Annotated in this window: 16 protein-coding genes; 9 read left to right on the forward strand and 7 right to left on the reverse strand. The window is 32.1% G+C overall.

Annotated elements, in window-relative coordinates:
* Window positions 1-155: 155 nt before the first annotated feature.
* Entirely contained in the window at window positions 156-947 is a 792-nt protein-coding gene (locus KA833_RS03250; protein ID WP_046208481.1) for an inositol monophosphatase family protein, read from the reverse strand.
* Between the two features lie 474 nt (window positions 948-1,421).
* Here KA833_RS03250 and KA833_RS03255 point away from each other — a divergent pair, with 474 nt between their 5' ends.
* The gene (locus KA833_RS03255; RefSeq protein WP_046208482.1) at window positions 1,422-2,114 is read left to right on the forward strand and encodes a helix-turn-helix transcriptional regulator; all 693 of its coding nucleotides are present in this window, start codon (window positions 1,422-1,424) and stop codon (window positions 2,112-2,114) included.
* Window positions 2,115-2,146: 32 nt separating this feature from the next.
* Here KA833_RS03255 and KA833_RS03260 read toward each other — a convergent pair whose 3' ends face one another.
* A complete protein-coding gene (locus KA833_RS03260; RefSeq protein WP_210128016.1) occupies window positions 2,147-2,878 on the reverse strand; it encodes a CPBP family intramembrane glutamic endopeptidase in 732 nt (243 codons plus the stop codon).
* Window positions 2,879-2,994: 116 nt separating this feature from the next.
* Between KA833_RS03260 and KA833_RS03265 the strand changes: the two genes are divergently transcribed.
* From KA833_RS03265 to KA833_RS03285, 5 genes are all read left to right on the forward strand, one after another.
* Window positions 2,995-3,324 (forward strand): hypothetical protein, encoded by a 330-nt coding sequence (locus KA833_RS03265; RefSeq protein ID WP_046208484.1) that lies wholly within the window; start codon window positions 2,995-2,997, stop codon window positions 3,322-3,324.
* Between the two features lie 97 nt (window positions 3,325-3,421).
* The gene (locus KA833_RS03270; protein WP_064209357.1) at window positions 3,422-4,471 is read left to right on the forward strand and encodes a MupG family TIM beta-alpha barrel fold protein; all 1,050 of its coding nucleotides are present in this window, start codon (window positions 3,422-3,424) and stop codon (window positions 4,469-4,471) included.
* Window positions 4,472-4,477: 6 nt separating this feature from the next.
* Entirely contained in the window at window positions 4,478-5,365 is an 888-nt protein-coding gene (gene murQ, locus KA833_RS03275; RefSeq protein ID WP_046208486.1) for an N-acetylmuramic acid 6-phosphate etherase, read from the forward strand.
* Window positions 5,366-5,408: 43 nt separating this feature from the next.
* On the forward strand, window positions 5,409-6,848 hold the full coding sequence (locus KA833_RS03280) for a PTS transporter subunit EIIC (RefSeq protein ID WP_070657915.1): 1,440 nt from the start codon (window positions 5,409-5,411) through the stop codon (window positions 6,846-6,848).
* Between the two features lie 3 nt (window positions 6,849-6,851).
* The gene (locus KA833_RS03285) at window positions 6,852-7,727 is read left to right on the forward strand and encodes a MurR/RpiR family transcriptional regulator (RefSeq protein WP_046208488.1); all 876 of its coding nucleotides are present in this window, start codon (window positions 6,852-6,854) and stop codon (window positions 7,725-7,727) included.
* A 114-nt stretch (window positions 7,728-7,841) separates the two neighbouring features.
* Here the strand turns inward: KA833_RS03285 and KA833_RS03290 are convergent, their stop codons facing one another.
* Window positions 7,842-9,281 (reverse strand): alkaline phosphatase, encoded by a 1,440-nt coding sequence (locus KA833_RS03290; protein WP_046208489.1) that lies wholly within the window; start codon window positions 9,279-9,281, stop codon window positions 7,842-7,844.
* A gap of 214 nt (window positions 9,282-9,495) precedes the next feature.
* Window positions 9,496-10,884 carry an amino acid permease gene (locus KA833_RS03295; protein WP_046208490.1) on the reverse strand — a complete coding sequence of 463 codons (1,389 nt, stop codon included), beginning with the start codon at window positions 10,882-10,884 and terminating at the stop codon, window positions 9,496-9,498.
* Window positions 10,885-11,192: 308 nt separating this feature from the next.
* On the opposite strand from KA833_RS03295, the gene KA833_RS03300 reads away from it, so the two are divergent.
* From KA833_RS03300 to KA833_RS03310, 3 genes are all read left to right on the forward strand, one after another.
* Window positions 11,193-12,023: a formate/nitrite transporter family protein gene (locus tag KA833_RS03300; RefSeq protein ID WP_210128014.1), complete on the forward strand. Its 831-nt coding sequence runs from the start codon at window positions 11,193-11,195 to the stop codon at window positions 12,021-12,023.
* Between the two features lie 111 nt (window positions 12,024-12,134).
* Window positions 12,135-12,494 (forward strand): SND2/TMEM208 family protein, encoded by a 360-nt coding sequence (locus tag KA833_RS03305; protein WP_046208491.1) that lies wholly within the window; start codon window positions 12,135-12,137, stop codon window positions 12,492-12,494.
* Window positions 12,491-12,676 (forward strand): hypothetical protein, encoded by a 186-nt coding sequence (locus KA833_RS03310; protein ID WP_046208492.1) that lies wholly within the window; start codon window positions 12,491-12,493, stop codon window positions 12,674-12,676. Before KA833_RS03305 ends, KA833_RS03310 begins: the two co-directional genes overlap by 4 nt.
* Window positions 12,677-12,751: 75 nt before the next feature.
* Here KA833_RS03310 and KA833_RS13840 read toward each other — a convergent pair whose 3' ends face one another.
* The 3 genes from KA833_RS13840 to KA833_RS03320 form a co-directional block, all read right to left on the reverse strand.
* Window positions 12,752-12,943: a hypothetical protein gene (locus tag KA833_RS13840; protein WP_046208493.1), complete on the reverse strand. Its 192-nt coding sequence runs from the start codon at window positions 12,941-12,943 to the stop codon at window positions 12,752-12,754.
* 3 nt (window positions 12,944-12,946) lie between these two features.
* The gene (locus KA833_RS03315) at window positions 12,947-13,591 is read right to left on the reverse strand and encodes an HAD family hydrolase (protein ID WP_210128012.1); all 645 of its coding nucleotides are present in this window, start codon (window positions 13,589-13,591) and stop codon (window positions 12,947-12,949) included.
* 180 nt (window positions 13,592-13,771) lie between these two features.
* Window positions 13,772-14,686, reverse strand: a complete 915-nt coding sequence (locus tag KA833_RS03320) for a bile acid:sodium symporter family protein (RefSeq protein ID WP_046208495.1) — start codon at window positions 14,684-14,686, stop codon at window positions 13,772-13,774.
* Window positions 14,687-14,841: the final 155 nt, after the last annotated feature.

The raw sequence follows: 14,841 nt of genomic DNA on the forward strand, positions 1-14,841 counted from the left end.
TTTCTTTTTATTATATTCGTTAGAACGATTCACCTTTTTCATTCTCCATTCTATATTCGATTTTCTATTTCAATTAATTATAGATTATATAGTAAAATTATTTAATGAACATGGTGCTTAAGACCTATTGTTAAATAATTAATATTTTAAAATAATTATTTTTGATACCCAGATCCTGAATTTAGAATCGTCAACATTTCTTTATGACAAGCTTTGTTACTTATAATAAATGGCCCCGCTTTCGCAAAATCTATAGTTGAATTATTTAACGTCGTCATTGTCAATCCCAATTCTTCAGCGAATAAAAACTGTGCAGCGATATCCCATGGTTTAGGATTTGTATTTACATGTGCGCCAAATTGTCCTAAAATTACGCGCACAGAATCTAAGCCACATGAACCAATGAAACGATATCCAAATGAAGCATCATTTAAATCATGAATCGTATCATCATTCATTACCAAAGTATTAAATGAAATAATCGCGTCTTCTAATTTTAGATCTTCTGGCTGTTGCAATAATTTACCATTCATATATGCGCCTTGGCCCTTGATAGCTTTATAAAGCTTGCCGTGTGGATAATCATAAATGTATGACAACGTAGGTTCACCATCCACAAAGTAGCCTAATATAATGCAATAATCTTCCTGTTGCTTAACTAAATTTGTAGTACCATCAATCGGATCCATGACCCATACATGACCCTTTTTTGCTTGAATACCTTCATTCGATTTTTCTTCCGCAAAAAGTTGGTGATTTGGAAAATGTTGCTGTAAAAATTGCTCAAAATTTTGTTGAATAGATTTATCTACATTAGTCACTAAATCAAATCGATTTTTTTTCGTTGAAGTAACCATTTGTTTTATTAATTGTGGGATAATATCATCTAATGTTGTTAACCAATCTCTAACTAAATTATCTATATCTAATAATGTTTCTTTATTCATTTGCGACCTCCTCTTTAAGCGAATCACTAAATTTTTTCATTTTAATTATTTCATATGTATAATTTGTTTTATTTTATCATATAAATATAATTACGGTAACAAACTATTCGATTCACTATCGTCCGATAAATGATTTCATTATTCTATACCGATAAGTATGATATTCAATAAAATGATAAGAGGCTGAGACAATTTAATTGCCCCAGCCTCTTATAGAAAGGAAAGTAAGTAATAAATATTGAAGATGTTTGCTTAGTAACTCGTACGAAAAAGATGTTAACAAAACTATATGTAATAGCCTACCCCTTTGTCATCTTTTCGCTACCCCCTTGTTACTAATTATTATACTAACATAAACAACTAAAAAATGTAAGCGTTTTCTATAACTTTTTTTTAAAACTTTATAAATGTCGTCATTGTCACTTTTATGCTATAATGAATGTAATATGTAATCATTTGGGAGGTGACTTTCTAATGAATAAACGCGAAAGGCAAAATAAATTGGTACAAGCCATACAACAAAATAAGCAAATTACCGCTTCAGAACTCGCGACAGACTTAAATGTATCGAAACGTACAATTTTAAGAGATATTCAAGATTTAGAAGATCAGGGAGTAAAAATTCTAGCAAAACATGGAAAATTAGGTGGTTATCAACTCCAAGAGACGCCAAATAGTTATGAGCTCGAATTAACTGATAAACAACTCACCGCTTTATTCTTAGTATTGAATGAAAGTCAATCATATACTACACTTCCATATAAAGAAGAGATAAACGCAATTATTAAAAAATGTTTAAATTTACCATATACGAAAATGAGACGGGCGCTTAAAAAGCTAGACCGATATATTAAATTCAATCAACAAACACATGTTGACTTGCCGCCCATTTTTTCAGAAGTCTTAATCTATTGTACCGAAAGAAATGTGATGGCTATGGAGTATAATAAAAATAATGAGATTATGACTGAAAATGTAATTTTTATAGGCTTATTATGTACAGACGGATTATGGAAAGCAGTTATTTTTGAAATTGGTCTCGGTAAAACTAATGAAATACCTATTGTTGATATCCATGATATTTCATATTCATTTGAGAAAAAAATAAAAACACAAGATATTACTATCAATAACTATCAACAATTTTTAAATCCCACTGAGTCCTAAAAAACTCAGTGGGATTTTTTCAACCTTGTCCATTATGTATATAACGTAATTAGCGTAAAAACAAATGAGATTAAATTATTGAGCATATGAATACTTACACTTGCAATGAGTTTAAAACCTGATTTGATGTATGCATAGACCATAGCAATCGCTAAAATTAAATAACTTCCTATTTCTAATGGAGATTCCGCTCCCATCACATGCATTAGTGAAAATAGAATGGCTGAAATAACCCCCATAACAATAGCATTAAATTTTTTCCCTAATTCACCTATCAGTAAATGTCTAAAAAATATTTCCTCCACTAATGGTGCACCAATTACAATTAACAAAAATGTAAACGGTAAAAATGACGGCTGATCAAATAAATTCATTAGTTCTAATTCATTTTGAGTTTCATTAAACCCAATACCATTGGGTAACATTTGCATCACCATGTTATAAATTCCACTACAAACCATCATAACAATCGTCACAATGATAAGAAATAAATAATGCTGCTTTATAAATGCTATATTTCTCTTCAAATTTATTTTAAAATCCTTGGTATGTAAAAAATAAAAGCTAAACACAGTAACTACGTATGATAGCAGTTGTACAACCACACTTATTTTGATCACTATTTTTTCTGTTAAATGATCTACAAAAACAAAACTAAATAAAATACCAATCACTGTAAAAACAATCATACTTACAATTAAAATCGCAATAAGGAAAAAGTCTTTCCATACAATATCTTTAAAACGATATTTTGTTTTTTCCATTTTTTAATAGCCCCTTTAAGTTCATTTTTAATTTTATAGTGTATATCCTACCATGCTTAACAAAATCAGAAAATCATATTCATCATTTTAAATTTTTTTAAGAAAGGATGCATTTTATGTATAATTTAGAATTTCATCAACTCGCTCAACGCATTAACCAACTATTAAACTTAATTGAAACTTATAAATTTGCTATCGTTACTCAAAATAAAAAGAAAGCACAGTACAAACAAGATATCCAACAGTTTATTAAAGACGAACTTATCGTGTTTTCAGACATCAGCTTACAACGATTTTCTTTGCCCCATTATAATTATTACCAATTCCTTTTAACCCATGACACCAACCCCATTGAAGAACTCACTATTGGAAATACAATTAAGTACCTCGATACCTTACAAAATCAATTATTGGAAACACAAAAGTTATTGCAAGCGTTTTTGTAATAATATTTCAAAATGACATTTTTTTAAAATTAAAATTGTAATACTTTTTCATGTGTTGTAAAATGAAATCGATTACAGCAATATAGGAGTGATAACAATGCATGGCTTTTCTATTTATTTAGGACAACCCATTGATAAATCATATATTAGACGAATGATTGCTTTGGGATATACGACCATTTTCACATCTGTACAAATTCCAGAGGAAGACGAAACATCTAAATATCGCTATTTGGGAGAACTTTTAAATTATTTATCAGACGAACAACTTACGTATATGATTGATATCAATCCTTCATTGCTGGATCAATCTTTTTATGAATTCTTGCAATCATATCATCATGCGCAATTTATGATTCGTATTGATCACAGTACTTCTATAGAAATTATTAATGACATTATCCAACATGGTTTTCACTGTTGCTTAAATGCCAGCATACTTTCTGAATCACTACTTCAACAGCTTTATGAAAAACTAGATGATTTTACACACTTATGCTATTGCCATAACTATTATCCACGGCCAGATACAGGTCTAACAACTGAATTTGTTCATATTCAAAACTCACTAATTTTAAAGTATAATCCAAACGCAACGATCTTCGGTTTTATCCCAGGCACTACAAAACGTGGCCCCCTTTTTAAAGGTTTACCAACCATAGAATCAACGAGAGCACAACACCCTATTGAAAGTGCACAGCTATTATTAGATCATCTGACAACACAAATTTTGATTGGTGATACTAAAATTAGCGCACCACTAGACGAACAATTAATGAATGTACTATGCCATAGAACTTTCACACTCACAATTGATTTATTAGATATTCAAGCAACTAAGATATTACAGCAACCTCACACTGTACGACCAGACAACCCGCAAGATGTAATTCGCTCACAAGAAGCTAGACACTATTGTACAAGTGAAATTAATGCTTATAATACAACAGTTCGAAACACTGGTACAGTTACCATCGATAATAAACTGAACGGACGTTATCAAGGAGAATTACAACTTTTGAAAACTGACTTACCAGCGCATCCTCACGTTAATGTTATAGGTGAAATTTGTGAAGCTGAGCGCAGATTGATTCGTTGTATGAAGCCCAATGATACATTTAAATTTATTATAAAAACAAGGGAGTAGAAATTTATGAGTGATTTAACTACTGAATCTAGAAATAAAGCGACAATGCATTTAGATGAGATGTCTATAACAGAAATTCTTAAAACAATGAATGATGAAGATCAAAAAGTCCCACAACAAATTAGAAAAGTCATACCAGACTTGACTAAAGTCATAGAAATCACTACAAAACAATTTAGAGCTGGTGGTCGAATTATTTATATCGGTGCTGGAACAAGTGGAAGGTTGGGGGTGCTTGATGCTGCTGAATGTGTGCCCACATTCAATACGTCTCCAGATGAAGTCATTGGATTAATTGCAGGAGGACAAAGAGCCATGACTGTTGCTGTTGAAGGTGCTGAAGATAGTACCTCCTTGGCTGAAGAAGATTTACATCATATTCACCTTAATGAAAAAGACGTTTTAATCGGTATTGCTGCTAGTGGTAATACACCTTATGTTATCGGCGGATTAAAGTATGCGAATCACATTGGTGCACATACTGTTTCAATTTCATGCAATTCAAACACTAAAATAAGTAGCATAGCTAAAAATGCAATTGAAGTTAATGTAGGTCCTGAAGTCTTAACAGGTTCTACAAGATTAAAATCTGGAACAGCTCAGAAACTAATGCTTAATATGATTTCAACAATCACAATGGTTGGCGCCGGTAAAGTTTATGATAACCTCATGGTTGATGTAAAAGCTACAAATCAAAAATTAATTGACCGTTCCATACGCATTATACAAGATATCTGCGACATTTCTTATCAACAATCTGAAAAACTATATCATGCTGCAGATCATAACCTTAAAGTTGCTATCGTTATGCATATGTGTGATACATCAAAAGCAGATGCACAACAGCGTTTAGAAAAAAATAATCACATCGTTAAGCAAGCAATCAAAAATTAAACCAAATACTTAAAATAATTTATGTATATAGGAGGGTTTTATGATGTCTAAAGAACAAAAACTTGCAGAAAGTATTGTAAATGCAGTTGGCGGTTTAGAGAACATGGAAAATGTTATAAATTGCATGACGCGTGTAAGAATTAAGGTGCACGATGAAAATAAAGTTAACTATGATAAATTAAAATCGACAGAAGGTGTAATGGGCGTTGTCAAAGACGACCGTGTACAAGTAGTCGTTGGACCTGGCACAGTTAATAAGGTAGCTGCTCATATATCTGAAATGAGTGGTGTGCGTTTAGGTGAAACCATCCCTCACCAAACTAAAGATTATAAAGCAGAAACTGAAGCAAGAGCCAAAGAAAACAAAGCCGCTTTTCAAAGTAAACAAAAACGTGGCAAATTCAATAAATTATTAAAAACAATCGCTAATATATTCATCCCATTGATTCCAGCATTTATTGGTGCAGGTTTAATCGGTGGTATTGCTGCAGTTTTAAGCAACTTACTAGCTGCAGAGGTCATATCTGGCTCATGGATTACGCAACTTGTTACTGTTTTTAACGTAATTAAAGATGGTATGTTAGCATATTTAGCCATTTTCACTGGTATCAATGCTGCTAAAGAATTTGGTGCGACACCAGGTTTAGGTGGTGTTATTGGAGGAACGACATTACTAACAGGTTTAACAGAAGAAAATATGATCACTAATATTTTTACAGGCGAACCTTTACAAGCAGGACAAGGTGGTATTATCGGTGTTATCTTTGCTGTTTGGTTATTGAGTCTCGTAGAAAAGAGATTACATAAAATTGTACCAAATGCCATTGATATTATCGTAACACCTACGATTACTTTGTTTGTTATCGGATTATCAACAATCTTTATCATTATGCCTTTAGCTGGTTTTGTTTCTGACGGTTTAGTATCCGTAGTGAATGGTGTTATTAATATTGGTGGCGTCTTTAGTGGCTTTATTATTGGTGCTTTCTTCCTACCATTAGTTATGTTAGGATTACATCATATATTTACGCCTATTCATATTGAGATGATTAATCAATCTGGTGCTACTTACTTACTACCAATTGCTGCTATGGCAGGTGCAGGGCAAGTTGGTGCTGCATTAGCGCTTTGGGTAAGATGTAAGAAAAATACTACTTTGAGAAATGCAATTAAAGGTGCACTGCCTGTCGGTTTCCTTGGTATTGGCGAGCCCTTGATTTATGGGGTCACGTTACCTCTTGGTAGACCATTCTTTACCGCATGTATTGGTGGCGGTATTGGTGGTGCAGTGATTGGTGGTATTGGACACATCGGTGCTACCGCTATTGGACCAAGTGGTATTTCATTGTTACCTTTGATTTCAGATCATATGTACTTAGGATACATTGCAGGATTAATCGCTGCTTACATCGGTGGTTTCCTCTTCACCTTCTTTTTAGGTACAACAAAATCAATGAGAGAATCTGATAACTTAGGTGGTTAAACTATGACCAACGTACTTTATAAAATTGATAATATATATGAAACTTTTACAAAAAGTGAAAAAAAAATTGCTGATTTTATTTTAAACGAACCTCATCGTATCATTAATATGTCTGTCCAAGACCTTTCAAATGAAATTAATACAAGTACAGCATCCATTGTACGTTTTAGCAAGAAAATAACAGAAAAAGGGTTTCAAGAACTTAAAATTACAATTTCACGTTATTTGCCTGAAGATGCAATCAACAATAATCATATGGAATTAATTGATAATGAATCCGTCGATATTATCAAGTCTAAAATGTTAGCCCGAGCAACAGATACAATGAGTTGTGTTGCTTCACAAATTGAACAACATCACATCGATGACATCTGTGACACATTAAAACATGCGCGTACCATATTTTTATTTGGTTATGGGGCATCACTCGTTATTGTTACAGATTTATATCAAAAATTATCTCGGATTGGTTTAAATGTGCGCTTAATACAAGAAACGCATTTATTAATGACTACCATGGCTACTCATGATGAACAAGATTGTATTATTTTTGTAACCAACCAAGGTAGTCATAGTGAAATGCAATCTATGGCAAAAGTTGCAACTGACTATAATATACCTATCATCACGATTTCAAGCTCGAACAATAATCCTGTAGCTAAAATTTCTGATTATACTTTAATTTATGGTCAAACTGATGAGAATGAACTACGCATGGCCGCAACAACATCATTGTTTGCACAACTTTTCACGGTAGATATTCTTTATTATCGATTTATTGCTTTAAATTATCAACGTTCATTAGACTCAATCACACAGTCTAAAATGGCACTTGATAATTATCGTAAACATTTGTCTAAAATCCAGTTTAAACACTAAATCATTGCTGCCATCACTTTTTAAATAACATCATAAACGAGAACGACATAGAAATNNATTTCTATGTCGTTCTCGTTTTTAATCTATCGCTAACACTATTTATTTGCTAGTTGCTTACTTTACATCGTTTTGAAAAAAGTCGAAAATATTTTTGGCATTATCAGTATTATCAATATTTCCTTTAAATTTATCACTACCAGGGCCATATGCATAAGTATTTACATCTTCTCCTGTATGACCATTAGTAGTCCAACCAGTATTTGATTTGTCATTAATTGGTTTTTGTACAGCATCTTGAACCTTTTGTAATTGACTTTCATATGCTTTTTCATCTTTTTTAAGATCTTTAAGTTTTTTAGCTTCATCTTTTATTTTATTCATTTGATCTTCTGAAACTTCAAAACCGTAACCATCTTTAATGACTTTCTCCACATTTTTGCCTTTGCTAATTTCTTCAGTCATATATTTACCTGAATGTTTCATTTGGTGAATGGCATCTGGGTTCCAAACGTAATCTTTACCTTTCGCAATAGACATACCACCTGTAGAATGATCTGCAGTAGCTACCACAAGTGTATCTGGATTTTCTTTTGCATAATTCATAGCATATTCAAATGATTTTTCAAATCCAGACATTTCTGACATTACCCCAGTTACATCATTTGGATGCCCTGATTTATCTATAGAAGCGCCCTCAACCATTAAAAAGAATCCTTTGTCGTTTTGTTTTAATTTATTTACGGCACTATCAGTCATATCCACTAATTTTGGATTTTTGTCTGGTGCGTCTATCTGTAATGGCATATCATTATCTGCAAATAATCCTAATACTTGTTTACTTTTGGAATTTTGTAGTTCATTTTTATTTGTAACCACATCGTAACCATCTTTTTTAAATTTGTTTTTTAAATTGCCATTGTCTTTGCCAAAATACTCAGCACCACCACCTAGTAGTACATCGACTTTATGCTTGCCATTAATTTTATCATTGTAAAATTGTTTAGCAATTTCATCCTTTTTATCACGATCATCAACGTGTGATGCGTATGCAGCAGGCGTAGCATCTGTAATTTCAGCCGTAGATACGAGACCAGTTGATTTACCATTTTCTTTAGCTTGTTCTAATACTGTTTTAACATTATTTTTATTAGCATCGACGCCTATAGCTCCATTATACGTTTTTTGTCCTGAACTAAATGCTGTTGCACCAGCTGCTGAATCAGTAACATTTTCTTTTGGATCATTAGGGTTTGTACGTTGACTCCCTATTAGATATTTATCAAAAGCGGTCTGATCCATTTCTTTAGTATCTGGATTATCTGCAAAATAACGATAAGCAGAATTATACGAAGGTCCCATACCGTCACCGACTAAAAAGATAACGTTTTTAGGATTTTTTGTATTACCCATATAAGCTACATCAGCATTCTGATTTGAATCTTTAGACTCATCTTTTTTCCCTGCAGCATAAGTCCCTTGTACACTCCCTAATGATGAACCGGCAATGATTGTTCCTGCAATCGTAGCAGTAGCTAGTTTATTAAGTATTTTCATATAATAACTCCTTTAGATATGTATTATGACCTCAACTTTATTCTAAAGCACGAGTTTTGAGTGAGTATTTTTCTATTGTTAAATTTTTGTAAAAGCATTTATGTAAGTGTACCAACGTAATGACGGATATACAAAAAAGTCATAAATGATACAAAAAAATGTATCATTTATGACTACTTAATATTGCTGACAAATTGATGTGTTATTATATTTTTTAAAGTTGCTGATCATCACTTAATTTATGATAGCCTTTTAGATAATAGAACAATGTCATAAAACCTAAGAACACGATACCAATAACAACTGAAACAACTGTTTCTTTATTAAATAACATGCCGATTAACACCATGATAAAGAACGCCATTGTAATATAATTTGTTATTGCGCCGCCTGGCATTTTAAAAGGATGATTTTTGAGTTCTTCGCTGTGATTTTTTCTGAATCTTAAATGACTAATTAATATCATAAACCACGGTACCATACCTGGTAAAATCGAGGCACTGTATACGTAAACAAAAATACTATCTGCCCCTTTAATAAATAAAGGCAAAATAACATTTAATAACGCACCAACTAAAATACCAATTGCTATTGCAGTAACCGTCCAAATAGGAACACCATTTTTCATAACTTTACGGAAAAATTTAGGTAACATGCCCTTTTGAGATAAGTTCAACGTCATTCGACTAGCGCTAAATATACCAGAATTACATCCTGACATCGCTGCAGTCAAAACTACAAAGTTAATGAGTCCAGCAGCAAATGTAATACCCACTTTTGCAAATGTTGCAACAAATGGACTGCCAATGTTTCCTAATTCATCCCAAGGATAAACAGTTACAATAACGAAAATGGCTCCGATATAGAAAATTAATATACGCCATATAACACCATTAACCGCACTTTTAATATTTTTTTGTGGATCTTTCGTTTCACCAGCAGTAATACCGATTAATTCAACACCTTGATAAGAACCAATTACAATAGAAAGTGCGAAGAAGAAACCAATCCAACCATTAGGCATAAAGCCACCATGTGACCATAAATTAGAAAGACCTATAGCCTCTCCACCATTACCAAGTCCAAAGAAAATCAAACCGAACCCTGCAATAATCATCAAGATAATAGTTACTACTTTTATCATTGCAAACCAAAATTCAAATTCACCAAAAGCTTTAACTGATACTAAGTTAGCACCAGCCAACAATAATACAACTATAATACCTGGTATCCATTGTGGTAAATCAGGAAACCAATAATTCATATATTCTCCAACGGCGATAACCTCACTCATACCTACAACAACCCATTGGAAAATATTACTCCATGCTGTCAGATAACCAGCAACTGGATTTATGTAATCACTTGCAAAGTTTGCAAAAGAACCTGAAGTCGGGTGTAAATATACCATTTCCCCCATAGCTCTCATCACTAAAAATAAAAACAGCCCAGCTATTAAATAGGCAAATATTACTGAAGGCCCTGTCCATTTAATCGTACTTGTCGCCCCCATAAAGAGTCCGACACCAATCGTTCCACCAAGTGCTATCATCCGCATTTGACGTGCACCTAGTCCCCTTTGTAATTCGTTATTCTCATTCATCATTCAAACCCCATCTCATTCAAATATAAGTGAAAATAATTCACTTATTATGACGCTATTATACTATAAATTCTAAAAATTAAAACAATTATTTTTCATTTATGTAAGCCCTTACATATGTTTTTATTTTAGATTACTTTTAGAGAAAACGCAATGTAAATTTTCATTTCAATATGATAGAGAGCAATTAAATACTATATTTAGTTAATTGAGTGTCCTATTTAATTATGATTATTTTGTGAATTATTTCACAAAAACACTGTAACATAGTATACTATTTTTAATTAATAGAAAGTGAGGATAAAGTTTTGAACGAAAAAAATATTAAATGGGATAAAGTTTTTTATGGTAAAGCGTGGGTTCATCATGTCGTAGAGACAATTCGTGCCAAAGATATTTTACAAAGTTTTTATTTAAAACGTTATCTATTACGTGCCATAATGGCTGGTTTTATTTTAGGTGTGATTACAGTTTTTGTATTGCTCATTAAAGCTTCATTAGCCTCTGATCTTCCAATGGGCGTTGCAAATTTAGTCGGGGCAATTGCATTTAGTTTTGCTTTAGTGTTAATACTTTTTACAAATTCCGAATTATTAACGAGTAACTTTATGTATTTTACAGTTGGACTGTATTATCGCGTCATTTCGCCAATCCGCGTTTTTAAAATATTTGTACTCTGTTTTATTGGTAATGCCTTAGGTGGATTGGTGTTCTTCTTATTGATTCGTTCCTCAGACATTATGACACCTGAGATGATGCAACAATTAGAAGCTACAATTGATCATAAAACACTAACGGCAGGTTTTGTTGCCATTCTTATAAAAGGTATTTTTGCTAATTTCTTTATAAATATATCGCTTGTCATAGCTATGCAAATTGATGATGTTTTGGCAAAAATGTTTGTCATGATGTTTGGTGTATCCATTTTCGCATTTATGGGTTACGAACACGTTGTTTATAATACCGTATTATTCGCAGGTGGAGTCGTTTACCAAAGTGATGTACTTTCAGCCATGCCTGCTTTAATCAATTTGCTGGGGGCAGGTATCGGCAATTATATCGGAGGCGGTTTAGTAATAGGCTTGTTCTATGCTTATTTAAACGACCATAAGCAATATCAAAAAAGTAAAGTACAATGACTACAACTTGCGTTATTGTAATGATGAGCTAGAGTCTAACGTTCATGAAGTTATAGTTCCTAATTTTATATGATATAATGCTCAATAGATTTTATTATAAAGGAGTTCAATATGAATAAACATCTATTGAAACGTACAATCACAGTTTCAATTATATTTGGTATATTATTTTTCCTAATCAATTATTTTAGCGATAGTGATGTTTCTGCCGGAAATTTAATGCTAAAAAGTTTACTAACGATTGTTGTATTTGGGATACTATATTACTTAATTTTTACTATTGTAAATTCACCAGAGCGAAAATATAAATTTGGTATTACATTACCTATTTCACTACTAATTGCAATCATAATCAGCGCTATGTTTTCTGCTTTAAAAATCGGTATCATAACCGGATTGATTATTGGTATCATTGCAGGGTATATCTGGGAATATATCGATACTCATAAAAATGGTGGTGATAAATCATGAGTATTTTCATTGGTATTGTTGTTATCATTTTACTAAGTGTAAGTTTAATCCCTAATTTAAAAGCTGTAAAAAAATCTAAAGCTGCTGGAGAAAAAAATCCACGTTTTGCAATTATGGTAGGTATTGATTCTATATTACTCGTATTAGTTATTGTGACACTAATACTTCAATTTTTAAAATAGACTATCATTTTTCATTTCGATATTATAAAACCCCTTATTGAAGCATTTTCCAATGTCAAAATAAGGGGTTTTATATTAAAATTGATTTTGTAAAATAAGATAATATAAGGCCAAAGCTCCCAATAAGTAAATAAGACTTCCGACCATAAATGACCGAAATTGTATTTTTAAGGGGACTTTTTTATTAAAAATAGGTCCTAAAACTAAATTTCCTATTGCTAAAACAATAGGGCCTCCTAAAAAAAATAAAATTAAATAACCATTCATACGTTAGCCTCTACTTTTTTCAAAATATTTTTCAATGATAGCTGTACCAGATAAGTCTTTACCTAAATAGGGTATGTTACTAAAATCTTGTTTTTCCGTCATATCATTCGTATTTACAATAACATCTAAACCAGCATTCACCACTGCAGTTGCCCCATTGACTGAGTCTTCTATAGCTAAACAATTAACAGGATTATAGTTTAATCTTTGAACTGCTGTTAAATATAGTTCGGGACTTGGCTTTATTTCTTCTACATCCTCTCGTCCAACAACAACATCAATATACGCATCTAATCCTAATTGATCAAACGTTGGTTGAATATCGTTTCTAAAACTACTTGTCGCAATAGCCATGGGTATATGGCGCACTTTACAATAATCCATAAGTTGTTTCATATGTGTAACTATCGGTAAATGTATACTCGTTTCATTATGCTCTTGATATATTTTTTCTTTACGTTCTTGTCCTAGTTGGTCTTCTAGATACTGATGCAAATCTGAAGCCAATCCCCCAATAGATTGACGATAAAAATCTAAACTAACTTCTTCCAAACCATAATGATTTAAATGTTTATTTATTATTTCAAACAAGTGCTTTTCTGTATCTATAATTGTACCATCAAAATCAAATATCACAGCACGATACATACATTTCCCCTCCTATAATTTAACAAAATTGAATCAAATTATTGTCAGTGTATCATATTTTATACTTCTCTAGCCTATCAAAGACAGAGATAATATAAACTAAGAGAAAAACACGAAAAAATTAATGTTTTCCTCTTAGTTTAGAACTTCATATTAATTTTATCTCAAAATCAATGATACTTACCTTTTATTCCAGTATTTTGCAAGTATTGGACCTGTAATATTATGTATTAAGCTGAACACGGCTCCCGGAACTGCAGATAATGGGTTAAAATGTACTGTAGCTAAAGAAACTGCTAGCCCTGAATTTTGCATACCTACCTCTATCGATACTGCCTTTTTGTCCGGTCGGTCTAATTTTAGGATTTTAGCAAATGTATAACCAAGTATATAGCCAATCAAATTATGAAGAATGACAACCGCAAAAATAAGCAATCCTGTGGCTAAAATTTGTGCTTTACTACTACCAACTACAGATGCAAGTATTAATGAAATAGCTACAACGGAAACGATTGGTAATGCAGTGGCAGTCTTATCAGCAAATGTCTTGAACAGTTTTTGCAGTACAAACCCAATGATTATTGGTATTAAAATCACTTGAACGACTGACCAAAACATACTGATAAATGAAACTTGTAACCATTCATGCGCAAATAAATATATTAAAGCTGGTGTTAAAAATGGTGCTAGTAATGTTGAAACACTTGTGATAGCTACTGACAATGCAACATTTGCATTTGCTAAGTAACTCATAACGTTACTAGATGTACCACCTGGACAACATCCAACTAAAATCACACCAATTGCAATTTCTGGAGGCAAATGAAACAGTTTAACAATTAAAAATGCACTTAAAGGCATAATCGTATACTGCAAAACCACACCAATGATTACAGATCTAGGTGCTTGAAATATGATTTTAAAATCTTTGGGGTCTATGGTTAATCCCATACCTAGCATAACAATTCCTAGTAAATAAGGTACCCAATTACTTAAAGTAGAAAGTTGCATTGGAAATATAAAACCAATAACAGCTGCAATAAGCATCCATACTAAGAACGTATTCGTTGCAAACTTACTTACTTTTGATAACATCTAAAACACTTCCCTCTCTGTATTAATAAAGAAGAATGTATCATATTTTGAACATCTAAACAACAGAATTTTCTAAATATTTTGACTTTAAAACCCTAGGAATTTCCAAAAATTTTATACTTCGTTCTAAAGACCTAGTGTCTTCTTTTAAAAAG

Origin of the sequence: Staphylococcus sp. GDY8P67P (assembly GCF_017892545.1) — a bacterium.
Classification (GTDB): domain Bacteria; phylum Bacillota; class Bacilli; order Staphylococcales; family Staphylococcaceae; genus Staphylococcus; species Staphylococcus ureilyticus.

What these genes read in the sequence shown, in the direction of transcription:
- KA833_RS03295 (WP_046208490.1), bottom strand. Translation starts at nt 10,884, where the DNA reads ATGAATGAGAATAACGAATTACAAAGGGGACTAGGTGCACGTCAAATG.
- KA833_RS03285 (WP_046208488.1), top strand. Translation starts at nt 6,852, where the DNA reads ATGACCAACGTACTTTATAAAATTGATAATATATATGAAACTTTTACA.
- KA833_RS03290 (WP_046208489.1), bottom strand. Translation starts at nt 9,281, where the DNA reads ATGAAAATACTTAATAAACTAGCTACTGCTACGATTGCAGGAACAATC.
- KA833_RS03250 (WP_046208481.1), bottom strand. Translation starts at nt 947, where the DNA reads ATGAATAAAGAAACATTATTAGATATAGATAATTTAGTTAGAGATTGG.
- KA833_RS03305 (WP_046208491.1), top strand. Translation starts at nt 12,135, where the DNA reads ATGAATAAACATCTATTGAAACGTACAATCACAGTTTCAATTATATTT.
- KA833_RS03255 (WP_046208482.1), top strand. Translation starts at nt 1,422, where the DNA reads ATGAATAAACGCGAAAGGCAAAATAAATTGGTACAAGCCATACAACAA.
- KA833_RS03310 (WP_046208492.1), top strand. Translation starts at nt 12,491, where the DNA reads ATGAGTATTTTCATTGGTATTGTTGTTATCATTTTACTAAGTGTAAGT.
- KA833_RS03315 (WP_210128012.1), bottom strand. Translation starts at nt 13,591, where the DNA reads ATGTATCGTGCTGTGATATTTGATTTTGATGGTACAATTATAGATACA.
- KA833_RS03280 (WP_070657915.1), top strand. Translation starts at nt 5,409, where the DNA reads ATGTCTAAAGAACAAAAACTTGCAGAAAGTATTGTAAATGCAGTTGGC.
- KA833_RS03265 (WP_046208484.1), top strand. Translation starts at nt 2,995, where the DNA reads ATGTATAATTTAGAATTTCATCAACTCGCTCAACGCATTAACCAACTA.
- KA833_RS03270 (WP_064209357.1), top strand. Translation starts at nt 3,422, where the DNA reads ATGCATGGCTTTTCTATTTATTTAGGACAACCCATTGATAAATCATAT.
- KA833_RS03260 (WP_210128016.1), bottom strand. Translation starts at nt 2,878, where the DNA reads ATGGAAAAAACAAAATATCGTTTTAAAGATATTGTATGGAAAGACTTT.
- KA833_RS13840 (WP_046208493.1), bottom strand. Translation starts at nt 12,943, where the DNA reads ATGAATGGTTATTTAATTTTATTTTTTTTAGGAGGCCCTATTGTTTTA.
- KA833_RS03320 (WP_046208495.1), bottom strand. Translation starts at nt 14,686, where the DNA reads ATGTTATCAAAAGTAAGTAAGTTTGCAACGAATACGTTCTTAGTATGG.
- murQ (WP_046208486.1), top strand. Translation starts at nt 4,478, where the DNA reads ATGAGTGATTTAACTACTGAATCTAGAAATAAAGCGACAATGCATTTA.